Annotated in this window: 27 protein-coding genes and 1 riboswitch; of the genes, 9 read left to right on the top strand and 18 right to left on the bottom strand. The window is 69.0% G+C overall.

Translation table 11 applies throughout. The features are described 5' to 3' along the window. Nucleotides 1-177 precede the first annotated feature (177 nt). Nucleotides 178-1,836 carry a caspase family protein gene (locus tag DWF00_RS18310; protein ID WP_114829197.1) on the top strand — a complete coding sequence of 553 codons (1,659 nt, stop codon included), beginning with the start codon at nucleotides 178-180 and terminating at the stop codon, nucleotides 1,834-1,836. Nucleotides 1,837-1,944: 108 nt separating this feature from the next. Here DWF00_RS18310 and DWF00_RS18305 read toward each other — a convergent pair whose 3' ends face one another. Beyond that, the gene (locus tag DWF00_RS18305) at nucleotides 1,945-2,562 is read right to left on the bottom strand and encodes a TetR/AcrR family transcriptional regulator (protein ID WP_114829196.1); all 618 of its coding nucleotides are present in this window, start codon (nucleotides 2,560-2,562) and stop codon (nucleotides 1,945-1,947) included. Between the two features lie 192 nt (nucleotides 2,563-2,754). Here DWF00_RS18305 and DWF00_RS18300 point away from each other — a divergent pair, with 192 nt between their 5' ends. The 3 genes from DWF00_RS18300 to DWF00_RS29505 are packed head-to-tail and all read left to right on the top strand — an operon-like array spanning nucleotide 2,755 to nucleotide 6,028. Further along, nucleotides 2,755-3,213: a (2Fe-2S)-binding protein gene (locus DWF00_RS18300; protein WP_114829195.1), complete on the top strand. Its 459-nt coding sequence runs from the start codon at nucleotides 2,755-2,757 to the stop codon at nucleotides 3,211-3,213. 2 nt (nucleotides 3,214-3,215) lie between these two features. Next, on the top strand, nucleotides 3,216-5,411 hold the full coding sequence (locus DWF00_RS18295) for a xanthine dehydrogenase family protein molybdopterin-binding subunit (RefSeq protein WP_114829194.1): 2,196 nt from the start codon (nucleotides 3,216-3,218) through the stop codon (nucleotides 5,409-5,411). Next, nucleotides 5,411-6,028 (top strand): Isoquinoline 1-oxidoreductase subunit, encoded by a 618-nt coding sequence (locus DWF00_RS29505; protein WP_181832622.1) that lies wholly within the window; start codon nucleotides 5,411-5,413, stop codon nucleotides 6,026-6,028. Before DWF00_RS18295 ends, DWF00_RS29505 begins: the two co-directional genes overlap by 1 nt. Before the next feature lie 119 nt (nucleotides 6,029-6,147). Here the strand turns inward: DWF00_RS29505 and DWF00_RS18290 are convergent, their stop codons facing one another. Then, a complete protein-coding gene (locus DWF00_RS18290; protein WP_114829193.1) occupies nucleotides 6,148-6,486 on the bottom strand; it encodes an endonuclease domain-containing protein in 339 nt (112 codons plus the stop codon). A gap of 183 nt (nucleotides 6,487-6,669) precedes the next feature. On the opposite strand from DWF00_RS18290, the gene DWF00_RS18285 reads away from it, so the two are divergent. Both DWF00_RS18285 and DWF00_RS18280 read left to right on the top strand, forming a co-directional pair. Continuing rightward, nucleotides 6,670-7,377, top strand: a complete 708-nt coding sequence (locus DWF00_RS18285) for a CoA transferase subunit A (RefSeq protein ID WP_114829192.1) — start codon at nucleotides 6,670-6,672, stop codon at nucleotides 7,375-7,377. Nucleotides 7,378-7,389: 12 nt separating this feature from the next. Then, complete coding sequence (locus DWF00_RS18280) at nucleotides 7,390-8,046, top strand: 3-oxoacid CoA-transferase subunit B (protein WP_114829191.1); 657 nt, start codon at nucleotides 7,390-7,392, stop codon at nucleotides 8,044-8,046. A gap of 271 nt (nucleotides 8,047-8,317) precedes the next feature. Here DWF00_RS18280 and bluB read toward each other — a convergent pair whose 3' ends face one another. The 5 genes from bluB to cbiE form a co-directional block, all read right to left on the bottom strand. After that, complete coding sequence (bluB, locus tag DWF00_RS18275) at nucleotides 8,318-8,947, bottom strand: 5,6-dimethylbenzimidazole synthase (RefSeq protein WP_114829190.1); 630 nt, start codon at nucleotides 8,945-8,947, stop codon at nucleotides 8,318-8,320. Further along, the gene (locus DWF00_RS18270; RefSeq protein WP_114829189.1) at nucleotides 8,944-10,272 is read right to left on the bottom strand and encodes a cobyrinate a,c-diamide synthase; all 1,329 of its coding nucleotides are present in this window, start codon (nucleotides 10,270-10,272) and stop codon (nucleotides 8,944-8,946) included. The genes bluB and DWF00_RS18270 overlap by 4 nt, the downstream gene beginning before the upstream one ends. Continuing rightward, nucleotides 10,269-11,033 carry a precorrin-4 C(11)-methyltransferase gene (cobM, locus tag DWF00_RS18265; protein ID WP_114829188.1) on the bottom strand — a complete coding sequence of 255 codons (765 nt, stop codon included), beginning with the start codon at nucleotides 11,031-11,033 and terminating at the stop codon, nucleotides 10,269-10,271. The genes DWF00_RS18270 and cobM overlap by 4 nt, the downstream gene beginning before the upstream one ends. Next, nucleotides 11,030-11,434: a cobalamin biosynthesis protein gene (locus DWF00_RS18260; protein ID WP_114829187.1), complete on the bottom strand. Its 405-nt coding sequence runs from the start codon at nucleotides 11,432-11,434 to the stop codon at nucleotides 11,030-11,032. Before DWF00_RS18260 ends, cobM begins: the two co-directional genes overlap by 4 nt. A gap of 145 nt (nucleotides 11,435-11,579) precedes the next feature. Further along, the gene (gene cbiE, locus DWF00_RS18255) at nucleotides 11,580-12,839 is read right to left on the bottom strand and encodes a precorrin-6y C5,15-methyltransferase (decarboxylating) subunit CbiE (RefSeq protein ID WP_245974042.1); all 1,260 of its coding nucleotides are present in this window, start codon (nucleotides 12,837-12,839) and stop codon (nucleotides 11,580-11,582) included. Between cbiE and DWF00_RS18250 the strand changes: the two genes are divergently transcribed. Beyond that, nucleotides 12,838-13,602 carry a cobalt-precorrin-6A reductase gene (locus tag DWF00_RS18250; RefSeq protein ID WP_114829185.1) on the top strand — a complete coding sequence of 255 codons (765 nt, stop codon included), beginning with the start codon at nucleotides 12,838-12,840 and terminating at the stop codon, nucleotides 13,600-13,602. The genes cbiE and DWF00_RS18250 overlap by 2 nt on opposite strands. Here the strand turns inward: DWF00_RS18250 and cobJ are convergent. Genes cobJ through DWF00_RS18205 form a run of 9 tightly spaced genes read right to left on the bottom strand, consistent with a single transcriptional unit; the run spans nucleotide 13,545 to nucleotide 23,325 of the window. Further along, nucleotides 13,545-14,396: a precorrin-3B C(17)-methyltransferase gene (cobJ, locus tag DWF00_RS18245; RefSeq protein ID WP_114829184.1), complete on the bottom strand. Its 852-nt coding sequence runs from the start codon at nucleotides 14,394-14,396 to the stop codon at nucleotides 13,545-13,547. The genes DWF00_RS18250 and cobJ overlap by 58 nt on opposite strands. Beyond that, nucleotides 14,393-15,166 (bottom strand): precorrin-2 C(20)-methyltransferase, encoded by a 774-nt coding sequence (locus DWF00_RS18240; RefSeq protein WP_114829183.1) that lies wholly within the window; start codon nucleotides 15,164-15,166, stop codon nucleotides 14,393-14,395. Before DWF00_RS18240 ends, cobJ begins: the two co-directional genes overlap by 4 nt. Next, nucleotides 15,141-15,773, bottom strand: a complete 633-nt coding sequence (locus DWF00_RS18235; RefSeq protein WP_114829182.1) for a precorrin-8X methylmutase — start codon at nucleotides 15,771-15,773, stop codon at nucleotides 15,141-15,143. The genes DWF00_RS18240 and DWF00_RS18235 overlap by 26 nt, the downstream gene beginning before the upstream one ends. After that, nucleotides 15,770-17,224 (bottom strand): precorrin-3B synthase, encoded by a 1,455-nt coding sequence (gene cobG / locus DWF00_RS18230; RefSeq protein ID WP_114829181.1) that lies wholly within the window; start codon nucleotides 17,222-17,224, stop codon nucleotides 15,770-15,772. Before cobG ends, DWF00_RS18235 begins: the two co-directional genes overlap by 4 nt. Continuing rightward, nucleotides 17,221-20,880 (bottom strand): cobaltochelatase subunit CobN, encoded by a 3,660-nt coding sequence (gene cobN, locus DWF00_RS18225; protein ID WP_114829180.1) that lies wholly within the window; start codon nucleotides 20,878-20,880, stop codon nucleotides 17,221-17,223. Before cobN ends, cobG begins: the two co-directional genes overlap by 4 nt. A 6-nt stretch (nucleotides 20,881-20,886) precedes the next feature. Next, entirely contained in the window at nucleotides 20,887-21,951 is a 1,065-nt protein-coding gene (cobW, locus tag DWF00_RS18220) for a cobalamin biosynthesis protein CobW (protein WP_114829179.1), read from the bottom strand. Between the two features lie 3 nt (nucleotides 21,952-21,954). Further along, the gene (locus tag DWF00_RS18215) at nucleotides 21,955-22,347 is read right to left on the bottom strand and encodes a DUF1636 family protein (RefSeq protein WP_114829178.1); all 393 of its coding nucleotides are present in this window, start codon (nucleotides 22,345-22,347) and stop codon (nucleotides 21,955-21,957) included. 42 nt (nucleotides 22,348-22,389) lie between these two features. Beyond that, nucleotides 22,390-23,133, bottom strand: coding sequence for a CbtA family protein (locus tag DWF00_RS18210; protein WP_114829177.1), 744 nt, complete (start codon nucleotides 23,131-23,133; stop codon nucleotides 22,390-22,392). Between the two features lie 12 nt (nucleotides 23,134-23,145). Further along, the gene (locus DWF00_RS18205; protein ID WP_114829312.1) at nucleotides 23,146-23,325 is read right to left on the bottom strand and encodes a CbtB domain-containing protein; all 180 of its coding nucleotides are present in this window, start codon (nucleotides 23,323-23,325) and stop codon (nucleotides 23,146-23,148) included. A gap of 37 nt (nucleotides 23,326-23,362) precedes the next feature. Next, nucleotides 23,363-23,544, bottom strand: a riboswitch (cobalamin riboswitch). Nucleotides 23,545-23,676: 132 nt separating this feature from the next. Here DWF00_RS18205 and cobU point away from each other — a divergent pair. Beyond that, on the top strand, nucleotides 23,677-24,195 hold the full coding sequence (cobU, locus tag DWF00_RS18200; RefSeq protein ID WP_425453134.1) for a bifunctional adenosylcobinamide kinase/adenosylcobinamide-phosphate guanylyltransferase: 519 nt from the start codon (nucleotides 23,677-23,679) through the stop codon (nucleotides 24,193-24,195). Nucleotides 24,196-24,203: 8 nt separating this feature from the next. Further along, nucleotides 24,204-24,815, top strand: coding sequence for a cob(I)yrinic acid a,c-diamide adenosyltransferase (cobO, locus tag DWF00_RS18195; protein WP_114829173.1), 612 nt, complete (start codon nucleotides 24,204-24,206; stop codon nucleotides 24,813-24,815). Between the two features lie 4 nt (nucleotides 24,816-24,819). Here cobO and DWF00_RS18190 read toward each other — a convergent pair whose 3' ends face one another. Together DWF00_RS18190 and DWF00_RS18185 are read right to left on the bottom strand one after the other, a co-directional pair. Next, on the bottom strand, nucleotides 24,820-25,263 hold the full coding sequence (locus DWF00_RS18190) for a TA system VapC family ribonuclease toxin (protein ID WP_114829171.1): 444 nt from the start codon (nucleotides 25,261-25,263) through the stop codon (nucleotides 24,820-24,822). Then, entirely contained in the window at nucleotides 25,260-25,487 is a 228-nt protein-coding gene (locus DWF00_RS18185) for a CopG family transcriptional regulator (RefSeq protein WP_114829169.1), read from the bottom strand. The genes DWF00_RS18190 and DWF00_RS18185 overlap by 4 nt, the downstream gene beginning before the upstream one ends. Nucleotides 25,488-25,556 lie beyond the last annotated feature (69 nt).

The following is a 25,556-nucleotide window of genomic DNA, read 5'->3' as shown; positions in this document are numbered from 1 at the left end:
TGACGCATATCACAGAACATTCTATTGGCTGATGTCATGTTTCTTTACTTTAGCGCCATGTTGGCGTGTAGTGTAGCTACCAAGTTCCTTATGTGTCGTTCTGCTGCCCCGGCCCGAACAGTCTCATCCTGAGGAGCCCCCGGCCAGCCCTGCGACGCGGACTTGAAACAAGGGGGAATGGCCGTGAAGACCGTCGTCGCGTTCTGGCTTTCCGCATTCCGTGCCGGGATCGTCGTCATTCTCGGCGCCTTGCTCTGCCTGGCAGGCTTTGCCCTCCCGGCCGCCGCGGCGCCCGACCGCCGCGTGGCCCTGGTCATCGGCAACGGCGCCTACACCAGCGTGACCCAGCTCCCCAACCCGCTGCGCGACGCGAAGGCGGTGTCCGCCTCGCTGAAGCGGCTCGGCTTCGAGGTCGTCGAGGGCTACGACCTGAAGATGGACGAGATGACCGCCGTCGTCCGCGACTTCGCCCAGAAGCTCGACGGCTCCAAGGCCGGCCTCGTCTACTATGCCGGCCACGGCATCGCCGTCGGCGACGAGAACTACCTCCTGCCCGTCGACATCTCGCTGAAGTCCGAGGCCGACCTCGACTTCAAGGCGGTCAACGTCCAGCTCATCCTGCGCCAGATGCAGCGCGACGAGCGCGTCAACATCGTCATCCTCGACGCCTGCCGCGACAATCCCTTCGTCGCCCAGCTCGCCGGCAAGTCGCGCTCCGTCTCGCGCGGCCTCAGCTCGATCGAAACCCAGTCGGCCTCCGGCATCCTGATCGCGTTCGCGACCGACCCGCGCGCCGTCGCGCTCGACGGCGACAAGGACGGCAACAGCCCCTTCACCTCCGCGCTGCTGCGCCATATCGAGACGCCGGACGTCTCGATCACCACGGTCATGGACCGGGTGCGCGCCGACGTCTGGGAATCGACCAACAAGAAGCAGAAGCCCTGGACCAATTCGTCGATCATCGGCGAGTTCAAGATGAACCCGACGCTCAAGCTCGCGGCGGTCGACCCCTCCGTGCAGATGGCGTCGCAAGGGGGCGCAGGTGCGGCTGCGATCGGCGCCGCCGGAGCCGCCGCCATTGCCGCCGTCCCGGCCGTGCAGGGGCTCGACCGCAGCCAGATCGACGTCAAGATGTGGGAATCGGCCGAGCGCGGCAATTCCACGGCCGACTACAGGGCCTATCTCGAGAGCTTCCCGACCGGCCAGTTCGCGGTCTTCGCCAAGAACCGCCTCGCCAAGCTCGAGGAGCCGGCGGCTGCTCCGACCGGCGGCGCGGCTAATGCCGCAGGCGCTTCGCGCCTTGCCGTCGCGACGGACGAGGCCCTGAAGGCCGAGGCCGGCAACCAGCAGACCGAGACCGCGCTCAAGTTCGCCGCCAAGGACCGGCGCGAGCTCCTGACCCGCCTGCGCGTCAGCGGCTTCAAGTCGGCGGCCAGCGGCACCTTTGGCGCCGCCCAGCGCAAGGCCATCACCGAATGGCAGAAGTCGCGCAGCGTCCCGCCGACGGGCTTCTTCACCGCCTCCCAGGTGCAGGCGCTGCGTCTGCAGACCGAAGCCGCCTATCAGGCCGTGCTCGAGGCCGAGAAGCCGGCTCCCAAGGCGGCGGCCAAGCCGCAGGGCCAGCGCAAGACCCGCAACGCGGCCCCGGCGCAGGACGAGTACGTGCCGACCAGGCGCTACACGGCTCGCGAGCGCGAATATGTCGGGCGCGACCGCAGCTACGAGCCCGATCGCTACCAGCGCTCCCAGGACAATTCGGCCGCAGCGGGCGCGATAGGCCAGTTCATCGGCGGCGCCGTGCTCGGCGGCTTCGGTGGCGGTTTTCGGCGGCGTTGAAGCGCCGCTTAGCTCCATCGTCATTGCGAGCGCAGCGAAGCAACCCAGGGGGACCGGGTGAGCAAGACCCCCTGGGTTGCTTCGCTGCGCTCGCAATGACGGCGAGGGCTACCGCCCCACCGCGGCGGCAAAGACCTTCGCGATATCCTCCAGCCGCCCGGCATAGCCCTCGCAGGAGAGCGAGACCCCCAGCTTGGCGCCGGCCGCCGCGAACATCAGGCTGGCGATCAGCACCTCCAGCTCGATTCCGACCTTGGCCAGCGCGATTTCGCCAGCCGCATCCGTCTCGGTGAACAGGCGCCTGGCGAAGCCGATGAAGATCTGCTCGAAGGCCTGCATCTCCTGCACGGCGATATCAGCCATCACCGCCTTCAGCTCGGCCAGATGCTCGCCAGTGCCGAAGCTGGCATAGGCCGTGGCGTAGTGAGCCTGCAGCAGCGCCGTGAGCCGGGCCGGGAAGGGCGCCTCCAGCGCCATCACTTCACGGCAACGTGCTTCGACACGATGGCCGATCAGCGTGAACATGGCACGGAAGACGTCGTCCTTGCCTTTGAAGTGCAGGTAGAGCGTCGCCTTGGCGAGCCCAGCCTCCTTGGCGATGTCGTCCATCGAGGTGCGCTTGTAGCCGTAGCGGGCAAACAGGCGCAGCGCCGCATCGGCCACCTGCGCGATGCGGTTCGTCGTTTCATCGGCGAGAGCGCCGGAACTTTCGCTGCGGTCGGCCATTGCAGTCTTGACAAAATCCAAACTGGGCGCCACTATCCTAGTTAGACTCAAAACGTCTAACTAGTCCAGTCGCGCGACCCAGGACTACGGATCAATCGCTCGCATCTGATATGTCAGATCGGGCCGCCGAGAGCGAGCCTCTCGATCCGCACCATGGTGCCGCGCTGTGTCATGCCCAGCTCGGAGGCAACCATGGTCTCACTCAAGGTCAACGGAACGACGCATAGCGTCGATGTCGACGACGATACGCCCCTGCTCTGGGCGATCCGCGACAATATTGGCCTCACCGGCACCAAGTTCGGCTGCGGCGTCGCCCAATGCGGCGCCTGCACCGTCTACGTCGACGGCCAGCCCGTCCGTTCCTGCGTCACCCCGGTCTCGGCGGTCGGCGACAGCGAAATCACCACGATCGAGGCCATCACCGGCAAGGAAGCCGAGGCCGTGCAGGCCGCCTGGACGGCGCGCGACGTGCCGCAATGCGGCTATTGCCAGTCCGGCCAGGTGATGAGCGCCGTCGCCCTGCTCAAGGAAAACAAGAAGCCGACCGATCGCGACATCGACCTCGCGATGAACGGCAATCTCTGCCGCTGCGCCACTTACGTCCGCATCCGCGCCGCGATCCACGATGCGGCCCGCGCGCTGGAGATCTGACCATGACCGCACATGACCCCAACCTCTCCCGCCGCAACCTCTCCCGCCGCACCTGGCTGAAGGGCGCCGGCGCCCTCGTCATCGGCCTGCACCTGCCCGGAACCGCCCGCGCCCAGTCCTCCGGGGCCGGCGCAGCCTTTAGGCCCGGCGGCAACGCCACCTTCGCGCCCAACGCCTTCATCCGCGTCGCGCCCGACAACAGCGTGACCGTGCTGGTCAAGCATATCGAGTTCGGCCAAGGGCCTTTCACCGGCCTCGCCACGCTCGCCGCCGAGGAGATGGATGCCGACTGGAGCCAGATGCGCAGCGAGCACGCGCCGGCCGACGTCAAGCTCTACGCCAACCTCGCCTTCGGCGTGCAGGGCACCGGCGGCTCGACCGCCATCGCCAATAGCTGGGAGCAGATGCGCAAGGCCGGCGCCACCGCCCGCGCCATGCTGGTCCAGGCCGCCGCCGATGCCTGGAAGGTCCCGGCCGCCGAGATCACGGTCGTATCGGGCGTGATCAGCCACGCCTCGGGCAAGCAGGGCCGCTTCGGCGAGTTCGCCGAGGCAGCCTCCAAGCTGCCGGTGCCGGAGAACGCGCCGCTGAAGCCGGCCTCGGCCTATAAGCTGATCGGCAAGGAGGGCGCGGTGAAGCGCCTCGACAGCTACGACAAGTCGCGTGGCAAGGCGCAGTTCACCATCGACATCCACGCGCCCAACATGCTGACCGTGGTCGTGGCTCGGCCGCCGCGCTTCGGCGGCAAGGTCGCGAGCTTCGACGCGGCTGCGACGCTCAAGGTCAAGGGCGTCGTCGACGTCAAGCAGATCGGCTCCGGCGTCGCCGTCTACGCCACCGGCATGTGGCCGGCGCTGAAGGGCCGCGAGGCGCTGAAGGTCAGCTGGGACGAGAGCGCCGCCGAGAAGCGCGGCAGCCGCGAGCTGATCGCCGAATACCGCGCGCTCGCCCGGCAGAAGGGCACCACCGCCGGCAAGCATGGCGATGCCGAGGCCGTGCTCGCCAAGGCCGACAAGGTCGTCGAGGCCGAGTTCGTCTTCCCCTATCTGGCGCATGCGCCGATGGAGCCGCTCGACGGCTACCTGCAATGGGACGGCACGGAAGCGCTCGCCCGCTTCGGCAGCCAGTTCCAGACCACCGAGCACCAGACCATCGCTGCCATCCTCGGCCTGCCGCCGGAGAAGGTGAAGCTCGAGACCATGCTCGCCGGCGGCAGCTTCGGCCGGCGCGCGCAGGTCAGCCAGCATCTGGCGGCCGAACTCGCCATGGCTGCCAAGGCGATCGGCCCCAACCGCCCGGTCAAGCTGGTCTGGACCCGCGAGGACGACCTCGCCGGCGGCTATTACCGCCCGCTCTTCGTCCACCGCATGCGCGGCGCGGTGAAGGACGGCAAGATCACCGCCTGGGCCGACAACATCGTCGGCCAGTCCTTCTTCCTCGGCACGCCCTTGGAGGCGATGGTGGTGAAGGACGGCATCGACGCCACCTCGGTCGAAGGCGCCAACGAGCTCTTCTACGAGATCGCCGACTTCAACTGCGAGGTCGCCAACCCCAAGGTCGGCGTTCCCACGCTCTGGTGGCGCTCGGTCGGCCACACCCATACCGGCTATGCGGTCGAGTGCTTCATCGACGAGCTGCTGCAGGCGGCGGGGCAGGACCCGCTCAGCGGCCGCATCGCGCTGATGGGCGACAAGCATGCCCGCGCCATCGCCGTGCTCAAGGCGGTCGGCGAGATGGCGAACTGGAAGGGCCCCGGCCCGGTCGGCGACAGGGCGCGCGGCGTCGCGGTGGTCGAGAGCTTCGGCTCTTTCGTCGCCCAGATCGCCGAGGTCTCCTTCGTCGACGGCGAGCCGAAGGTGCACAAGGTCTGGTGCGCGGTCGATTGCGGCGTCGCCGTCAATCCGGACGTGATCCGCGCCCAGATGGAGGGCGGCATCGGCTTCGGCCTTGGCCACGCGCTCTATGGCGAGCTCACGCTCGACCAGGGCAAGCCGGTCCAGGCCAACTTCGACAGCTACCGCTCGCTGCGCATCCAGGAGATGCCCGAGGTCGAGGTCAAGATCATCGCCTCGACGGTGGCGCCGACCGGCGTCGGCGAGCCCGGCGTGCCGCCGATCGGTCCGGCCGTGGCGAATGCTCTGGCCGCGCTCGGCCAGCAGCGCCCGCGGCAGCTGCCGATGGTCGGGAGGACGGTGTGATGCGGAGCGGGTTGCTTCTCTCCGCAGCGGCGGGCTTTGGCCTCTGCCTTGCCGGCAGCGCGCTGACGCTGGCCCAAGCGCCTCCGACGGCCGCCTCGCTGCGGCCGGTCGAGAGTTTTGGCACCATCGCCAACCAGCGCGACCGCTCGGTCGCGCTCTTCGCCGAGATGGGCAAGGTCATCCAGCATCCGCGCTGCATGAACTGCCACCCGGCGACCGAGCGCCCGCGTCAGACCGATGCCAGGCGCCTGCATCAGCCGCTGGTGGTGCGCGGCAAGGACGGGCACGGCGCCCCGGCCATGGCCTGCACCACCTGCCACGGCAAGCAGAACTACGATCCCGCCCGCATTCCCGGCGATGGCCACTGGGCGCTGGCGCCGGCCTCGATGGCCTGGGAGGGCAAGTCGCTCGCCCAGATCTGCGAGCAGCTCAAGGACCAGAACCGCAACGGCAGCCGCGACCTCGCAGGCCTGGTCAAGCACGTCACCACCGACACGCTGGTGCTCTGGGGCTGGAAGCCGGGAGCGGGCCGCGAGCCCGCGCCGGGCACGCCGGAGCAGTTCGGCGCGCTGATGCAGGCCTGGGCGGATACCGGCGCGGCCTGCCCGGCTTCGTAGAGTGCGGCGTCGTAGAAGAATTGGCGCGGGCACCGCGGGGAACCCTCTCCTGTAAGGAGAGGGCAGGGTGAGGTGTAGGCCGCTGGAAGGTAGGGTGCTCGCCTAACAACGGCGGAAGCTTACGGACTGGCGGCAGCCCTGATCTTCGCAATTGCTACATCGAAATCGTTCAGCACTTCGTCATTCGTCAATCTGACGACGACGAAGCCGTGCTGCTCGATCTCGTGCGTCCGCGCCGCATCGTAGTTCCGCTCCCAACCATGCTGCTTTCCATCGATCTCGACGATCAGCTTGCGTTCGAGACACATGAAATCGACCGTGTAGTTCAGCAATGGAGCCTGCCGCCTGAACTTCATTCCGTCGAGGCGGCGGCTGCGGAGCGTGTTCCAGATGACGTCCTCGGGTTTCGTGGACTGCTTCCTCAGGCGTCGCGCGAATTCCTGCTGTTCGGTCGTCATGGTGTAGTCCCCCAGTCGAGCTTCAATCTGCTAACGGCCTACACCTCACCCTGCCCTCTCCTTACAGGAGAGGGTTCCCCGCGCTGCCCGCGCCTTTCGTCTAGTCCATGTTGAACCGCACCATGCGCTCGGCTAGTGCTGTGGGGAGGAAGCTCTCCTGATCCCAGCGGCAAAGGCACAGCGATGAAGAAGGTTTTCCCCGATGCGGCGGCGGCGCTTGCCGGCGTCGTCAAGGATGGCATGACCATCATGGCCGGCGGCTTCGGCCTTTGCGGCATTCCCGACAAGCTGATCGAGGCCATTCGCGATTCCGGCGCGAAGAACCTGACCTTCGTCTCCAACAATGCCGGCGTCGACGGCGCTGGCCTCGGCATCCTGCTCGAGACCCGCCAGATCAGCAAAATGATCTCGTCCTATGTCGGCGAGAACAAGCTCTTCGCCCAGCAATACCTCGCCGGCGAGCTCGAGCTCGAATTCACCCCGCAGGGCACCTTGGCCGAGCGCATCCGCGCCGGCGGCGCCGGCATCCCGGCCTTCTTCACCAAGACCGGCGTCGGCACGCTGATCGCCGAGGGCAAGGAGGAGCGCGAGTTCGACGGCGAGCGCTACATCATGGAGCGCGGCATCTTCGCCGACATCTCCATCGTCCATGCCTGGAAGGCCGATACCGAGGGCAACCTCGTCTACCGGAAGACGGCGCGCAACTTCAACCCGATGATGGCGACCGCCTCGCGCTTCACCGTGGCGCAGGTCGAGAACCTGGTCGAGGCCGGCGAGATCGACCCCGACCACATGCACACGCCCGGCATCTTCGTGAAGCGCATCGTCCACCTCGCCGACCCGGTGAAGCGCATCGAGCAGCGCACCACCCGCCCGCGCGCAACCGCCTGAGGAGCAACGACCATGGCCTGGACCCGTGACCAGATGGCCGCCCGCGCGGCCAAGGAACTCAAGGACGGTTACTACGTCAATCTCGGCATCGGCATCCCGACGCTGGTGCCGAACTTCATCCCCGACGGCATGAACGTGCAGCTCCAGTCGGAGAACGGCATGCTCGGCATGGGCCCCTTCCCCTATGAGGGCGAGGAGGACCCGGACCTGATCAACGCCGGCAAGCAGACCATCACCGAGCTGAAGACGACGAGCTATTTCTCCTCGGCGGATTCCTTCGGCATGATCCGCGGCGGCCATATCGACCTCTCCATCTTAGGGGCCATGCAGGTCGCAGAGAATGGCGACCTCGCCAACTGGATGATCCCCGGCAAGATGGTGAAGGGCATGGGCGGCGCCATGGACCTCGTCGCCGGCGTCAAGAACGTCGTCGTGGTGATGGAGCACGTCGCCAAGAACAAGGACGGCTCGGAATCGCCGAAGCTGTTGAAGGCCTGCGACCTGCCGCTGACCGGCTCGCGCGTCGTCGACATGGTGATCACCGATCTCGGCGTCTTCAGCCTCGACAAGGCCAATGGCGGCGGGCTTACGCTGATCGAACTGGCAGAGGGCGTTTCGCTCGACGAGATCAAGGCGAAGACGGAAGCCGAGTTCAAGGTCGCGGTTTGATGGCCTGACGCAGGTCGCGGAAAACCCGCGGGGAACCCCTCTCCTGTAAGGAGAGGGGCAGGGGTGAGGTGCTGGCCGTTGGACGCTGCTGCCGTGAGCTAACCGTCATTGCGAGCGTAGCGAAGCAATCCAGGGGACCGGGCGAGCGAGCCCCCTGGATTGCTTCGCTACGCTCGCAATGACGGTGTAGGACCGCCCACCTTACTGGTGTTCTGGCCTACACCTCACCCTGCCCTCTCCTTACAGGAGAGGGTTCCCCACGCCTGCTTGCTTAGGGTGAGGGGCGCCCGCGCCCAACCTCCCAGCCATGCCGGACCAGCTCCGGATCGGCATGCTCCTCCTGCGGGTAGCCGACGCAGAGCCAGGCGATCAGCTTCCACTCAGGCGGCGTGCCGAGCGCGGCGCTGACCGCCTCCGGCTCCAGGATCGACACCCAGCCCACGCCGACGCCGCGCGCCCGCGCCGCGAGCCAGAACTGCGTGATCGCGGCGACGACCGAGTAATCCAGCATCTCCGGCATGCTGCGCCGGCCGAGGCCGTGGCCCTGCTCGGTCGCGTGGTCGCAAAACACGGCGAACTGCTCGGGCGCCTCGCGCAGGCCTTCGAGCTTGAGCCGCGCATAGAGCGCCGCCTGCTCGCCCTCGTAGTCGCCCAGCGCCTCGGCATTGCAGCGCGCAAAACTCTCCCGCACCGCCTGTCGCTGCTCCGCATCGCTCACCCGGACCCAGCGCCAGGGCTGCGAATGGCCGACCGAGGGCGAGAGGTCGGTGAGGTGCAGGAGATGTGCGACCAGCGCCTCCGGCAAGGGCTCCGGCCGGAAGCGGCGGACATCGCGCCGCCATGCCAGAAGTTCGTCGAGACGAGCGGCAAAGGCCTCGTCGAAGGCCGGCGAGGCGCTCATACCTGCGCCGGGAGGCTGGCGATGGCGTGGAAGAACGAGCCGGTGACGTTGCCGCGCCGGCTGCCGGCGGGAGCGGGCGCCGAGCCATGTGGGTCGGTCACCGCGGCAAAGGAGGCATCATCGCCCTGCGAGACGATGGTTGCGTAGTGGAATTCGTGGCCGGTCAGCGCTTGTCCGGCCTTGCCGAGCGGACCATTCGCCTCGATCACGGCGCGGCGATAGCCGAGGTTCATCTTGCGCTTGGCGAAGCTGGTCTCAACCGAGAGCAGTCCGGCCATCACATGCGAAACGCCATCGGCATCGATCAGGCTCTTGCCCAACACCATGTAGCCGCCGCATTCGCCATGGACAGGCCGTGTCTCGGCGAAGCTGCGCAGTCCCGACAGGAACGTGCTCGCGGCCGCAAGACGTCCTGCATGCAGCTCGGGATAACCGCCGGGCAGCCAGCAGGCATCGCAATCCTCAGGCGGTGCCTCGTCCGCCAGCGGCGAGAACGCCACCAGCGTCGCGCCCGCCGCGCGCCAGCCGGCCTCGACATGCGGATAGACGAAGCTGAAGGCGGCATCGCGCGCGATGGCTATGCGCTGGCCGGGGGCGGGCAGGGCGGGCGCAGCGTTTGAGCCGGCTGGCAGCATGGTTGGCCCTGCCGCTGCAATCACCGCATCGAGATCGACCGCCGCCGACACGGCTTCCGCCAGAGCATCGAGCCGCGCGTGCAGATCCTCGGTTTCGCCGGCCTGCACCAGCCCGAGATGGCGCTCGGGCAGGATCAGGCTGGCCTCGCGCGGCAGGGCGCCGAGCACGGGCAGGCCGATCCGCGCCATGCCGGCGCAGGCGAGGCGGCGGTGCCGCTCGCTCGCGACCTTGTTGAGGATCACGCCTGCGACCTTGATGCGCTCGTCATAGCGCATGCAGCCGAGTGCAACTGCCGCCGCCGATTGCGCCTGACCGGAGACATCGATGACGAGCAGGACGGGCCAGCCGAAGAAGGCGGCGATATCGGCGCTGGCGCCGGTATGGCCTTCGGGTCCGGGCACGCCGTCGAATAGGCCCATCGAGCCCTCCGCGATGACGATATCGGCGCCTTGCGTCGCCGCGCCCGCGATCTGCCGAAGCAGTGTGTCCGGCATCGCATAGGAATCGAGATTGGCGCTCGGCGCGCCGGTCGCGGCGGCGTGGAAGGCCGGGTCGATATAGTCGGGCCCGCATTTCAGCCCGCGCACGGTGAGGCCGCGCTTCACCAGCGCGCGCTGGAGGCCGAGCGTGATCGTGGTCTTGCCCGAGCCGGAGCGCGGCGCGGCGACCAGCAATCCGCGCGCGTTCATACGCCGCCGCCCGGCCGGAAGCGGCGGTCATAGCCGGCGGAGTAGAGCGCGCTCTCGCCGAAATCCTCGGAGCCGAGCGCCGGGCCGACCAGGATCAGCGCGGTGCGCTCGACGCCGGATTCCTGCACCTGCGTGGCGATGGTTGCGAGTGTGCCGCGCAGCACGCGCTCGTCCGGCCAGGAGGCGCGGAAGACGATCGCGACGGGACAATCGGCGCCGTAGAACGGCGTCAGCTCAGCCACGACCTGCGCGATCACATGGATCGAAAGATGGATCGCCAGCGTCGCGCCCGAGGCGGCGAAGGTCGCGAGTTTTTCCTTCTCCGGCATCGAGGATGCCCGGCCCGAGGTGCGGGTCAGCACCAGAGATTGCGCCACGCCGGGCAAGGTCAGCTCGCGCTTCAGAACTGCCGCGGCGGCGGCGAAGGCCGGTACGCCGGGCGTCACCGAATAGGGGATGCCGAGGGCGTCCAACCGGCGCATCTGCTCAGCCGTGGCGCTCCAGATCGAGAGGTCGCCCGAATGCAGCCGGGCCACGTCCTGGCCGCTCGCATGCGCCGTCTGGATTTCGGCGATGATCGCGTCGAGATCGAGCGGGGCGGTGTCCACGATGCGCGCACCCGGCGGGCACCAGTCCAGCATCGCCTTTGGGATCAGCGACCCCGCATAGAGGCAGACCGGGCAGGCGGCGATCAGGTCGCGCCCGCGCAAGGTGATCAGGTCGGCGGCGCCGGGGCCGGCGCCGATGAAATGCACTGTCATGGCGCGCTCCGCTCCGCGCTTCTGGCCAGAGCGCAGGTGACGCGGGCGGTGGCGATGCGCGGCTGGATCAACTCGGCGCCCGGCCCGGCTGCCGCCAGCGCGGCCGCTTCCGCTACCGAGCCGACGCCATAGAGCGCGGCGATCCGGGTCGAGCGCGTGGCGCAGGAGGCCTCAAAACCCTTCAGCGCCTCGTCGGGAATGGCGACGAGCTCTGCATTGCGGGCTTGCGCGGCGGCGACGATGCCGGGCTCACGGAGGCGGCTGGCGAGCGTGGCGAAACGGCGCACAGTCTCAGCAGAGATATTTGCCGCCGCCAATGCACCGTCCAGGCAGGCGAGGATATCCGCCTCGCTCGTGCCGGGGCGCAGGCCGATGCCGGCGACGACCGAAGCGCCGGTCATGCCAACCACCCGTTCGCGTCATTGCGAGCGTAGCGAAGCAATCCAGGGGGACGTAGAGCGCAATCCCCCTGGATTGCTTCGCTACGCTCGCAATGACGGTTCAATCCGTCCGGGATGACGGCGGAGAGGTTGGTGGGGCAATCCGTCACCGCTTCACCACCCGCCATTGCGTCACCGGCAGCGCCGCGCGCCAGCCATGCATCGTGCCGACGGCGTCGAGATGGCTGATGCCGATGCGGCGCAGCGAGCCGCCATGCTCGGCGTAGAGCGCGGCCAGGCGCGCTTCGCCCTCCAGCGTCACGACGTTCGCAACGAGCCGCCCGCCCGGCTTCAGCGCCGCCCAGGCCGCCTCGAACACGGTCGCGTCGGTGATGCCGCCGCCGATGAAGATCGCGTCCGGGGGAGCCTTACCGGTGAGTGAAGCAGGCGCCGCGCCGGTGACCACCTCGACCGAGAGCGCGCCCAAGCTCATGCGGTTGCGGCCGATGCGCTCGGCCCGCTCCGGCTTCTGCTCGAAGGCGATGGTGCGGTTGCCGGGATTGCGCAGGCACCATTCCAGCCCGATCGAGCCCGAACCGGCGCCGATATCCCAGAGCAGCTCGCCGGCACGCGGCCGCAGCGCGCTCAGCGTAATGGCGCGGATCTCCGACTTGGTGATCTGGCCGTCATGCTCGAACCAGTCCTCGTCGAGCCCGGTCGCCAGCGGCAACACCTGCGCATCGGGAGCGGCGACGAGGTCGAGCGCGATCAGGTTGAGCGGATCGACCGTGCCGAAATCGAAGCTGTCGGCCGTGCATTCGCGGATCTGCTCGCGCGGGCCGCCGAGTGCCTCCATCACCACCATGCGCGAGGCGCCGAAGCCCCGCGCGCGCATCACCTCGGCGACGCGCTGCGGCGTCGTGCCGTCCCAGGCCAAGGCCAGCACGCGCCGGCCCGGCTGCAGGAAGGGAATGATGCGCTGGAGCGCGCGGCCATGCAGCGAGACGCGGCCGCTCTCTTCTTGAGGCCAGCGCAGCCGGTTGCAGGCCAGCGCGAAGCAGGAGAGCTGCGGGAATATCTGCATCTCCTCGGCCGGGATCGCCTTCGCGAGGCCGGCGCCGATGCCGTAATGGAAGGGATCGCCGGTCGCGACGACGCAGACCTTGCGGCCGCGCTTGGTCAGGATCATCGGCAGCGCGTTGCGGAAGGGCTGCGGCCATTCCGCCGCCTCGCCCGGCACGTCGCCGATCAGCGCGATGTGGCGGGCGCCGCCATAGACCAGCTCGGCGCCGTCCAGCGCGGCCAGGGCCTCGGGCGAAAGCCCGGCGCGGCCATCTTCGCCAAGGCCCACCAGCGAGAGCCAGGGCTGCGCCGCTTCGGGGGCGGTTCTCGACAGTTCATCCATTTCGGGCGACAACACTGACATGACGGTTCTGATCCTAGGCGGTACCAGCGAAGCTGCTGCGCTCGATCAGCTTCTCGCTGAGCAGGCGCCGGAGATTCGCGCGATCATCTCTCTGGCCGGGCATACGGTCGATCCCAGGCCGATGAACCTGCCGGTGCGCGTTGGCGGCTTCGGCGGCATCGACGGGCTCAGAGCCTATCTCGTCGAGCAGGGCATCGTCGCGGTGGTCGATGCCACCCATCCCTTCGCGGCGATCATGCCCTTCCATGCCGAGGCGGCCTGCAAGGCGGAGAATGTGCCGCTGCTGGCGATCCGCCGCGATTCCTGGAAGCCCCAGAAGGGCGACCGCTGGAAATCGGTGTCGGACATCTCCGCGGCCGTCCGGGCGCTCGGCAAGGAGCCGCGCCGCGTCTTCCTGACGATCGGCCGGCTCGACCTGCCTGTCTTCGCCGATGCGCCGCAGCACCGCTACCTCGTGCGCGCCATCGAGCCGATCGGCGACCGCCTGCCGCTGCATGGCGTCACCGTCATCCAGCAGCGTGGCCCGTTCGATGCCGAGGACGAGGAGGACCTGATGCGCCGCGAGGGCGTCGAGGTGCTGGTCAGCAAGAATTCCGGGGGCCCCGCCACGGTCGGCAAGCTGATCGCGGCGCGAAGGCTCGGCCTGCCCGTTGTCATGGTCGAGCGGCCGCCCAAGCCCGATGTCGGCTATGTCGACCATATCGATCAGGTCCTGCCCTGGCTGGTGGCCCAGGGGCTCTTCGTCACCGAGCGCGGCGTGTAGACGATCGGTTTCTGGCCCGGCCGCGCGATCAGCCGTGTGGACGATGCTCCGATCATCACCAGCGTCGCCATGTCGGCCGTCTCCGCCGCCGCAACGGCCTCGGCCATCGAGAGTATCCGCAAAGCCTCGTCGCGCCGTCCGACGGCGCGGGCGAAGATGACCGGCGTCTCCGCCGGGCGATGCTTCGCCGCCAGCGTGAGCGCCTCGCCGAGCTGCCAGGGCCGGGCCTTCGAGATCGGGTTATAGAGCGAGATCACGAAATCGGCTGAGAGAGCCGCCTCCAGCCGGGCGGTGATCACCTCCCAGGGCTTGAGGTTGTCCGAGAGCGAGATCGCGCAGAAATCGCCGCCGAGCGGCGCGCCGGCCCTGGCTGCCGCCGCCAGCATCGCGGTGATGCCGGGCTCGACCGTGATCGGCAGCGCAAGCCAGGCCGGATCGCCGGCTTCGAGCGCCTCGAACACGGCAGCGGCCATGGCGAAGACGCCGGGGTCGCCGCCCGAGACCACCGCGACCTTGCCCCCCCCGGCGGCGAGCTCGAGCGCATGCCGGGCACGGTCGAGTTCGACCCGGTTGTCGGAGCCGTGCTTGATGCAATCCTCGCGCGCCGAAATGCGGTCGAGATAGGGGCCGTAGCCGACGAGGTCGCTGGCGGTATCGAGCGCGTGCTGCGCCGCCGGCGTCAGCCACTGCGCCTCGCCGGGGCCGAGCCCGACGATTGTCAGCGAGCCCAGGCCGGCACTGAGCCGGGAGGGCCCAACCTCGGGCAGATCGAAATAGATCGGACGCTCGCTCATAGCCGCCGCCCTTCGCCGGGCACCAGCACCATCGAGAAATAAGGTGCGATATCGTCGGCCTTGTCGGCGAGCCGCGTTACCACCTGACCGGCCATGGTGGCGCGCTCCACGTAAATGGCGCGGCCGATCAGCCCGGCGGCGTCGAGCGCCCGGCGCACCTTCGGCAGGTTGCGGCCGAGCTTCATGATCACGGCCGCGTCGGTGTCCTTCAGCCGGCGGGTCAGCTCCGCCTCGGCCAGCGTGCCGGGCAGCACGGTCATGACGTCGTCGCCCCAGGTGATCGGCGCCTCGGCCCTGGCCCACGCTCCCGCCATGCCGGTGACGCCGGGCACCACCTCGGTCGGGAAGCGATGCGCCAGCCGGCGCCAGAGATGCATGAACGAGCCGTAGAAGAACGGATCGCCGTCGCAGAGCACGGCGACGCTGCGTCCCGCCGCCATCTCGCCGGCGAGCTGCTCGGCCGCTGCGTCGTAGAAGGCGGAGATCGGCCCGTCATAGGCGGCGTCGCCGACATTGGCCTCGACCGTCACCGGGAAGGCGAGCACGATCTCGCGCTCGGGATCGGGCGGCAGCACCGCGTCCGCGGTGGCGCGGGCATTGCCGCGGCTGCCTTTCTTGCAGAAATGCACCAGCTTGTCGGCGCTGGCGATGATGTCGCGCGCCCTGACCGTCATGTAGTCGGGGTCGCCGGGGCCGAGCCCGACGCCGAACAGCAGGATTCCCGAGCGATCCGCGCTCACCTTCTCACTCCCGCTCTTGCGCGAGCGCATTGACGGCCGCCGCCGCCATCGCCGAGCCGCCGCGCCGGCCCTGCACGGCGAGGAAGGGCACGCGCCCGTCCCCGGCCAGCGCCAGCTTCGACTCAGCCGCGCCGACGAAGCCGACGGGAATGCCGATCACCGCGGCGGGTTTCGGCGCGCCGGCATCGAGCATCTCGAGCAGCCGGAACAGAGAAGTCGGCGCGTTGCCGATGACCACGAGCGCGCCGGCAAGGTGAGGGCGCCACAGCTCCATCGCCGCGGCCGAGCGGGTCAGGCCCATCTCCTTGGCGAGGCCCGGCACCCGCGCATCGTCGAGCGTGCAGATCACGGCGTTCTCGGCCGGCAGGCGGGCGCGGGTGACGCCGTTGGCGACCATCTTGGCGTCGCACAGGATCGGCGCGCCGGCTTTCAGCGCCGCCTCGGCGGCCTCCGCGAAATCATCGGACATCGCGACATCATCAGGCAGGTCGGTCATGCCGCAGGCATGGATCATCCTGACCACGACGCGCGCCGCCGTGCCGGAAAAGCGCGAGAGATCGGCCTCGGCCCGGATGATGGCGAAGGAGCGCTCGTAGATCGCGGCTCCGTCGCGGATATAGTCGTAACGCTCGCTCAAACTTTTGGTCCCGAAGCCCGGCCTGTGATGAGGCGGGTGTGAAAATCCTGTCCCGGCTGCAGACGCTGCACAATCTGCGAAAGGTCAAGCCGTTGGGTGGGCGTGTCCCGCGTCGTGCCGTTGAAAACCAAATCGTAGCGGCCGTCATGCCCGACCAGCGTCAGGTCGGCGGCGGCCGGATGAGCGCAGGATTTTACGCAGCCGGAGACGTGCAGCGTGAGGCCGCTTGCCAGCAGTGGTGCAGCAGCCTCGGCCAGAACAGCCGCATCGCCGCTCGCCGGCGTCTCGCCGCGCGAGCAGGCCGGCGCGCCGGCGCAGGCCTGGACGGAAAGGCGAGGGTCCATGTCTTGGGTGATCAGGCCGAGCGCATCGGCTGCGGCAAGAACGGCCTCGGCTCGCTTCTGGTCGAGCCCTAGGAACGCCAGGCCGCGCCAGGGCGAGCAGCGGATTTCGTTACTGCCGTTTCTACCCGCGATGTCAGCGATCTCTGCGAGCGTCCCTGCATCTGAACGGCCGAAGGGCAGGCCGATGATGGCGGCGAAACGACCATCGCGCAGGGCGAAGAGGCCGGCGCGGGCCGGGGCGGGGCATCTCTGCGGTGCGCTGGCCATAGGCAGGCCGCTCGCTTCGATCAGCTTCGCGAGGCCGGCCGGCGGGAGGTCGCGCAGGCGCCGGATCGCCGATGGCTCGGCGCGACGGCCCGCTGCCAAGCCATGCAGCAGGCCGATGACGGCATCGGCGGCGTCGGACGGAGTCACGGGCCCGAGCCATGTGTCATCCGGCAAGCCGATGGCGATCTTGCCTTCCTCCGCCGCGACGACGCGCAGATCGGCGGCAAAATCGTCCAGCGACAGCCCGCCGCCATCGACGATCACGCCGGCTTTTGCCGGCAGCCCAGCGACCATGCGCGCATGCTGCCCGATCTCACGCGCCAGTGCGGCGGCGTCGATCAGCTCGGACGGATCATGCCCCGCGAGCGGCGAGGTCAGCACCAGCTTCTGCGGGCCGTCATGTTCGGTCTCGTCGACCAGATGCTCCGCCAGCAGTGCCTCGACCAGCGCCGGATGCGTTTGCGCGCTCACCCCGCGAAGCTGGAGATTGGCACGTGCCGAGATCTCGATCAGGCCATTGCCATGCATCTCGGCCAGTTCGGCAACGCGTCGCAACTGGCCGGGCGTCAGCGCATTGCCCGGCGGGTGCAGGCGCACCAGCCAGCCGTCGCCGGTCTCCATTGGCCGCAGCGTGCTCGGGCACCAGCCGCGCCGCAGCGCCTCCCTGGAATCCGGCTCGGATGCCCCTGAGCCCTCATCCTGAGGAGCCGCGTCAGCGGCGTCTCGAAGGATGCTCCAGGAGGCTCCGGAACCAGCTGGAGCATCCTTCGAGACGGCCCTGCAGGCCTCCTCAGGATGAGGGCTCGAACTGTCGGTCAGATTTTTGGGCAGCGGGCTCATTCCGCCGCATCCTTGCTGGCGAGGAAGGCTCCGACCGAGTTGCGCCGGCTCGTCCAGAAGCCGTGCCGCTCGGCCTCGCCGAGGCGGGCGCGGATCGAGGCGGCGGCCGGGGCGTTGGCGGCTTCCAGCGCGTTCCACACGGCCGGGTTGGCGCAATAGGCCTGGAACACGGCGTCGAACAGCGCCGGTGGCACCGCATCCGTACTGGCCGCATAGACGAACAGCGTGTCGACGGTCTCGGCCAGCTCGGCCGCGCCGCGCCAGCCATGCTTGAGCTGGCCCGCGATCCAGCGCGGATGGCAGAGCCGGCCATGGACGATGCGCGAGATGTCCTCCGCCAGCGTGCGCGCCTTCGGCGTTTCCGGTTTCGAGCTGTCGAGGCTGTAGAGCGCGGGGGCCGCACCCAGGCTCTCGGCCGCCGCGGCGAAGCCGCCGATGACATCGGCGGCGCTGGTGGCCTCCAGGATGTCGCGGCCGGCCGTGTCGCTGACATGGACGAAAGCGTTGGCCCCTTTGATGCGCTGGGCGAAGCCGGCATCGGCCTCGGCCGTTCCCTCCGCGCCGCCATAGGCATGGCTGCTGGCGGCGAGATAGGCGTTGGCGAGATCGCTTCGCCCGGCCCAGTCGCCATCGAGCGCGCGGTCGGCCATGGCCGCGCCATAGCGGCCGGGCGCGGCGCCGAAGATGCGGGCGCCAGCCTCGCCGCGGCGGCGAGCGGCGGCGGGCTCGTTCCACTCATCCGGTTCGTCGAGCGCGGCGACGGCGCGCGCGGCGGCGTCGATCAGCGCGATCTGGCTCGGAAAGGTGTCGCGGAAGGCGCCGGAGATGCGCACGGTGACGTCGGCGCGTGGGGATAACAGTTTCGGCTGCGGAATGACCGTGAAGCCGGTCACCCGGGTCGAAGCGAGGTCCCAGAGCGGCTCGACGCCCATCAGCGCCAGCGCATGGGCGATGTCCTCGCCGCCGGAGCGGAGCGTCGGCGAGGCCCAGAGGTCCATGGCGATGCGACGGGGATAGTCGCCATGGTCCTGGAGATGGCGTTCGACCACGGCCCTTGCCGCGAGCGCGCCGAGCTTTGCGGCGGAGCGGGTCGGGATCGCGCGCGGGTCGAGCGTCGAGAGGTTGCGCCCGGTCGGCAGCACATCGGCCTGGCCGCGATGCGGCGAGCCGGCCGGGCCGGGCGGAATGAAGCGGCCGTCGAGCGCGCGCAGCAGGTTGTCGCGCTCGCTCTGCGAGGAGGCGGGATCATGCGCCGCCTGCCCGAAGACGTGCAGCCCGTCGCGGAAGGGCAGTTCGGTGATGTCGCAGAGATGCGCGTCGAGGGCGGTGAGCGCGCCGGCCATGTCGAGGTCGGGCGTGACGCCGCAGGCCTCGGCCAATCCGCTCGCCTCGGCGCGCTCGCGGATCTCGCGCGCCACCAGCTCGGCCCGGCGCGGATCGAGCACCTGCGCCTGCGAGAACTCCTCGACCAGGTCGCGCAGCAGCCCGACCTCGCCGGCGGCCTCGGCATTCATGACCTGCGGCGGCAGGTGGCCGAGCGTGACGGCCGAGAGCCGGCGCTTGGCCGGGGCGGCCTCGCCGGGATCGTCGACCACGTACGGGTAGATCACCGGCAGAGCGCCGATAGCGAGGCGTGGCCAGCAGGCGGGGGAGAGCGCGACAGCCTTGCCCGGCAGCCACTCGGTCGTGCCATGGGTGCCGAGATGGATCAGCACGTCGATGCCGGCGGTCTCGCGCAGGCCGAGATAGAAGGCGAGATAGGCATGGCCTGGCGGCGCGTCGGGGTCGTGATAGCGCGCCTTGCGGTCGGGCGATGAATCGCGCGGCGGTTGGAGGGCGATGGTGAGCTTGCCGGTGGTGAGCGCGCGGAAGCGGAAGGCGGTGCCGTCGCGGGCTGGGTCGGTGGCGGGGTCACCATGGGCGGCGAGGAGCGCGTCACGGGCCACTTCTGGAATGGCGGTGAGCCAGGCGCGGTAGGTTGATAGCGGGACGGCGAAATCGGACGGACCGCTTGTCAGGGCCTGCATCAGGCTGCCGTTTGGTCGCCTCTCACCGTCGTTGCGAGGAGGCGCAGCCGACGAAGCAATCCAGGGGGACTGGGTGCGGGAGACCTCCTGGATTGCTTCGCTTTGCTCGCAATGACGGCCGACATCATAGCCCGCTTCCACCAGCAACTCGTGGATCGCCGTCACGCTCGCCGGCGTATCGAGCCCGACCGCAAAGCCGGCCCGTCCCCCGCGCGCCGGATAGTCCGACATCACCAACGCGAGCCTGCGTTCGCCGACAGGCTTGCGAGCCAGCGCGATCCAGCTCGTCGCAAGATCGGCCAGTGCCGCGACCCCGTCCGCATCCGGCACCAGCCGGCGGATCGTCAACCCGGTCGCCGGATCGACCTCCTCCGCCTTGAACGCGACCGGGATCGCCCCCAGCCGCCCGTCGAATTCCGGCAGCGCCACCTGCATGGCGATGTCGACGCCGGAGAGCCCGCGCGGCGATGCCGCCCAGGCTTCGCGCGGACTGCCGACCGGCACGGCCTGCAGGATCGGGCAATCGGCGGCGTCGAGGACGAAACCGGCGCCGTCGCGGGCGGAGAAGGCGGTGGTGGTGACGATGGCCGCTGGTTTGCGTTGCGCAATCAGAGCGGTGAGCTCGGCGGTGACGGCGGGGTCTTTCAGGCTGGTCAGCGCGAGGATGAGCGGGGCTTGGCCGCGTGCGCGCAAGGCCTCCGCGATCGCTTCGCCCATGGCCGTGTCGCCGGCCGAGACGGCGGAGCGGTAGACCAGGATCGGGACGAGCAGGTGGGCGGCGGGGAGGTGTGCGAGCGCTTCCGGCCACGCGCTCGGAGTGCCGTTGGCATCGAGCGCGAAGAGCGCTGGCAGGATGACGGGAGGCTCGTCTCTCTCTACGGAAAGGTCGGCGCGACCCCTCATCCGTCCCGGCTGCGCCGGGCCACCTTCTCCCGCAAGGGGAGAAGGATACCCCGGCGGCCATTGCTCCCTTCTCCCCTTGCGGGAGAAGGTGCCGGCAGGCGGATGAGGGGTCGCGCGACCGTTCCCATAGGCGGCGATCAGGCTCAGCAGTCGCCGCATGTTCTCAGCGCCGCCGCCCGCCAGGAAATAGCCCAGCAGCGCCTCGGCGAATTCCGGCGCGACCGTCCCATATTCCGCCAGCCGCGCATCCGGCCGGTCATCTCCCGGCAACACCGCCAGCGCCACGTCCTCGCGTCGGCAGGCTTGCGCCAACTGCTCGATGCCATAACGCCAATAATCGAGCCCGCCGAGGCAGCGCACCAGCACGAAGCCGCTTCGCGCCGCCGTCTTCTCGATCAGCAAATCGATCGAGAGCGGATGCTTCAGCCGCCGCAGCGAGGCGAGGCGGAGGTTCAGCCCGCCACGCCCTCCGCCGTCATGCTCGGGCTTGTCCCGAGCATCCACGTCTTGAACGTCGATGACGGACGAGCCCGGCAAAGACGTGGATGGTCGGGACAAGCCCGACCATGACGGGGATGGAGTCACCTCGCACCGAACCGCAGCCGCCAGCGCCGAGAGGTCGCTGTCCGAGAACGACAGCACCAGCACATCCCCCGGCGGCAGGGCGAGATCGACGGCGTCTTCGCCGTCGTCGAGCCTGATCTCGCTGGAGGGGAGGAGGTGCATCGATGGTCAGCCCGCGAGCGCGGCCTCCACGGCAGCACGGTCGAAGCCCTTTAGGCCGATGACCACGAGCCGCCCGTCGCGCGCCTCGTCCGCGCCCCAGGCCCGGTCATAATGATGGCCGACGCGCCGGCCGACGCCCTGCACGACGAGCCGCATCGGCTTGCCGGGAATGCCGGCAAAACCCTTCAGCCGCAGCACGCCCTCGGCCTCGGCCGCCTTGGCGACGCGGGCGGTCAGCTCCTCCGGCGTCGCGACATCAGGCAGCGGCAGCGAGACGCTGTCGAAATCGTCGTGGTCATGGTCCTCGCCCTCGCCGTGATGCGAGGGGCGCCCAGCGAGGTCGCCCTCGGCGGCGGCGCCGAGGCCGATGATCAGCGCCGGCTCGACCTTGCCGTGGGAGGTCTCGACGATCTTGATCGCCTTGGGCAGGTGGGCGGCGATCTCGGCCTTGACCCGCTCGCGGCCGGCGGCATCGACGAGGTCGCTCTTGTTGAGCAGGATCAGGTCGGCGCAGAGGATCTGGTCCTCAAACACCTCCTCCAGCGGGTTGTCGTGATCGACCGAGGCGTCCTGCGCGCGCTGCGTGGCGAGGGCCTCCGGATCGTCGGCAAACTGCCCTTCCGCCACCGCCGGCCCGTCGACCACGGCGATGACGCCGTCGACCGTGACGCGCGAGCGGATCGCCGGCCAGTTGAAGGCCGAGACCAGCGGCTTCGGCAACGCGAGGCCGGAGGTCTCGATCAGGATGTGCTCGGGCGGGTTCGGGCGGTTCAGCAGCTTCTCCAGCGCCGGCACGAAATCGTCGGCGACGGTGCAGCAGATGCAGCCGTTCGGCAGCTCGACGATGTCCTCGGCGGTGCAGCCGGAGATGCCGCAGCCGGCGATGAAGGAGCCGTCGAAGCCGAGATCGCCGAACTCGTTGACCAGCACGGCGAGGCGCTTGCCGCCGGCATTTTCGAGCAGGTGGCGGACGAGCGTGGTCTTTCCGGCGCCGAGGAAGCCGGTGATGATCGTGCAGGGCACCTTGCCGAGTGAAGTGGGCTGGCCGAGCGACGGGGTAGGAGCGTTCATGGCTTATCCTTGCTGTGGCGGTGCCGGCAGAGGCGGCACGCGCGCGACCACGCCCTTGCGGAAGGAGGCGGGCCTGTCTTTCCAGGCGACGATGCCGTTGGCGCTCGCGGCGTAATGCGTGGCGGCGCTGACGATCTCGTCGGTGTGAGTGTCTGTGTCGAGGTCGCCGATCAGGTAGGTCCATTTGCCGCCGGCCGCGAAGGCGACGGTGCAGGGCCGGTCGCAGACGGCGAGGCAATCGACCGGCTCGACCGGGATGGTGCTCCCCGCCAAGGCGATGCGCTCGCGCAAGGCCTCGGCGAGCGCCAGGCCCGGCCGGTCAAAGCCCTCGGGCAGGTCGGCCCGGGAGCGCTGGCAGGCAACGCAGACGAAGATCGTGAGGTCGCCCTCCGACATGTCCGGCTCCTTCTGGCGCGATCCCAGAGGATCGCGCGGCCCTCAGGCCGTGGCGGGCGCCGCAGTGGCGCGACGGCTGACCCAGGGCCAGATCACGCCGACGGCGAAACCGGTGACCAGCCAGAGCGCGGCCTGGATGCCGAGCGAGAGCGCGGTGAAATGCGCCGCGATCTCGGCCGGGACCTTGCTCTCGGGCGCGGCCGGATGCGGCGCACCGATGACGTGCGGGGCGAGCATCACCAGCACGGCGAGCGCGCGCAGCCAGGGCGCCTCCATGCGCAGGAAGACGAAGAGCCCGCCGGCCGTGGCGAGCGCGGTCGCGATCCACCAGATCTGCCGGTGCACCAGCTCGGCGGCGGCGCTGCCGGGCAGCTCTGGCGCCAAACCGGCGGCAGGCACGAGGCCGAAGGCGAGGAAGCCGCAGGCGGCCCAGATCAGGGCGCGGCGCTCGTCGATGGCGTCGCCCGCCGCGATCATGCCGCCGAGCAGCAGGGCGGCGAAGCCGATCGAGGTCGCGATGGTGACGAGCGTGGTGAAGGCGGTGCGCTGCAGCCCGTCCTCCGGCTTCCACTCGGCATGCTCGGCGCCCTCGTGGCCGCTATGGGCAAGGATGAGCTTGGCCTCGCCCGAGAAGGCGGCCTGCTGCGCTTCGAAAGCGCGCATGGCGGTCTCGTAGGTCTCTGCCTTGAGGATCAGCGGGGTGGTGGTGACGTGCTGGAGCGCGGCGATCAGCAGCCCAGCCAGAAGCCCGGCCAGCAGGCTGACCGTGAGAACGCGATTGACCATGATGCTCTTCCCTCAGTGGCAGGGAAAGGCGAGGGTGTGGCGCGTGTCGTGAGCGGCGTTGTGGATGCTGGTCGAATGCGCGAAGCCGACCGTGAAGACCAGCACCGAGCCGAGCACGAGGGCGGCGACAGCAGCCTTCGCCCGTTCGGAGACGCTGGCCTGGCTCGAGATCGAAGCCGTGTTCGTGTTCATCTTGGTCTCCTTGGCCACCCCACCGGCGGCCGATTGGATTGCAGCGACTAGGACGGCAGGTCTCCTGGCTCGCGGGTCCAAATTCCGTGCCGCCTTCCCGGGTTGCCCCAGTGGCCGATGGCGCGAAACTCGCCGCTTACAGTTGCGGGGGCAGCCGCGGTATCGCACCGCGTTCCCTTTTCACCTCGTTGCCGAGGCACCGTCGGTTACGATCATTAGCCATGTGGACGAGGCTGTGCAATGCACCGATCGTCATTGCGAGCGCAGCGAAGCAATCCAGCGTCTCGCGCAGTCCCTCTGGATTGCTTCGCTGCGCTCGCAATGACGGTTTTTCCGACAGAGGCTCCGGCTGTGGCGACGATCCTTCCTCCGCTCACCCTCGTTCTCGGCGGCGCGCGCTCCGGCAAGAGCAGGCATGCCGAGGCGCTGGTCGAGGCACTGCCGCCGCCTTGGAGCTATATCGCCACCGCGCAGGCCTATGACGACGAGATGCGGGAGCGCATCGCCGAGCATCGCGCCCGCCGCTCGGAAAGCTGGACGACCATCGATGCCCCGCTGGCCTTGCCTGATGCGATTCGGCAGGTTCCGGCTGGCCGGGCGGTCCTGGTCGATTGCCTGACGCTCTGGCTGACCAACCTGATCCTGGCCGAGCGCGATGTCGCCGCCGCGAGCGCGGATCTGATCGCGGCCTGCGCCGTGGCCTCTGGCCCGATCGTGCTGGTCTCCAACGAGGTCGGGCTCGGCATCGTGCCGGAGAACGCGCTGGCGCGGCGCTTCCGCGACGAGGCCGGGCGGCTGCACCAGAGCCTTGCGGCGAAGGCCGACCGCGTGGTCTTCATGGTCGCCGGCCTGCCGATGCAAGTGAAGTGAGGTCTGTGATGACGATCGACGCCGAGGAGGCCGCCCGCCACAAGGCCAAGATGGTGAAGCGCAAGGCGGTGCAGGATGCCGAGATCGCCGGAAAGACGCGCGAGAAGGGCCTGCTCATCGTCAACACCGGCCCCGGCAAGGGCAAGTCGACCGCCGCCTTCGGTCTGATCCTGCGCGCGCTCGGCCATGGCTGGCGCATCGGCGTGGTCCAGTTCATCAAGGGCGCCTGGTCGACCGGAGAGCGCAAGGCGCTGGAAGCCTTCGGCGATCAGGTCGCCTGGTACAGCATGGGCGAGGGGTTTACCTGGGAGACGCAGGACAAGGCCCGCGACATCGCCGCCGCCGAGCGGGCCTTCGCCAAGGCGAGGGAGCTGATGGCCGACCCGGAGATCCGCCTGCTGGTGCTCGACGAGCTCAACATCGCCCTGCGCTACGACTACCTGCCGCTGGCCGAGGTGGTGGAGACGCTGGCTGGCCGCCGGCCCGACCTGCACATCGTCGTCACCGGCCGCAACGCCAAGCCGGAGCTGATCGAGGCTGCTGATCTGGTGACCGAGATGACGCTGGTGAAGCATCATTTCGCAGCGGGGGTGAAGGCGCAGGAGGGGATCGAGTTTTGATGGTTCAGTCGCGGGCGATGACGTGCAGCGCCTGCGCTCCCGATTTGACGGCTCCTGTGGCCAGTCGGCGATCTAATGTCGCGAGTTGGCCACCGTGCTTGACGGCGAGCGCGAGGAGATAGCTGTCGGTCACGTGCCGCGAGCTGAGCAGAGCGTTCAGATCGATCAGGTCAGAGTCGAGCAGGCTGACATCGTCTGGCCAGAAGACGTGTCCCGGGACATTGCGCAGATCACTGAGGATGGTGGCTATTCGCGCGGGAGAGCCGCTGACGCTTTCCAGCGGATAGCTCGAATGGCCGAGAATGCGGATGACGCCGTTCTCGACGATTGGGCAGGTGGCCCAGGCCGTGGCGCCGACGCGCCCAAACCAATCATGCGCAACGTCGTGGTGGACGTGCTCTGGATCGATCAATGCGATGACTACGCTGACGTCGAGCAGGAACGTCACGGGTCCTCGTCGCGAAGCGCGTTGACGAGTTCCAGCGTTATCGGGGTGCCACCGGGGCGCCGCGGCAGCAATGGGATGCCGTTGCGGTACTCGATCTGCTGTGCGGCGGGCAGGGAACGTCTCGCCAGCTCGGAAATCACCTCGCCGACCGAGCGGTGCTGCTCACGCGCCAATTTCTCGGCTGCGCGCACGACATCCTCATCGATTGTGACATGCGTTCCCATAATAGGCTCACTTCCCGTTCAGCGAGCAATATAACGTCTTAGATGGCGCGGCGTAAGGTGATCGTTCGA

This window comes from Allobosea caraganae (assembly GCF_003351345.1).
GTDB lineage: Bacteria > Pseudomonadota > Alphaproteobacteria > Rhizobiales > Beijerinckiaceae > Allobosea > Allobosea caraganae.
This window is presented reverse-complemented; position numbering and strand designations above follow the sequence as displayed.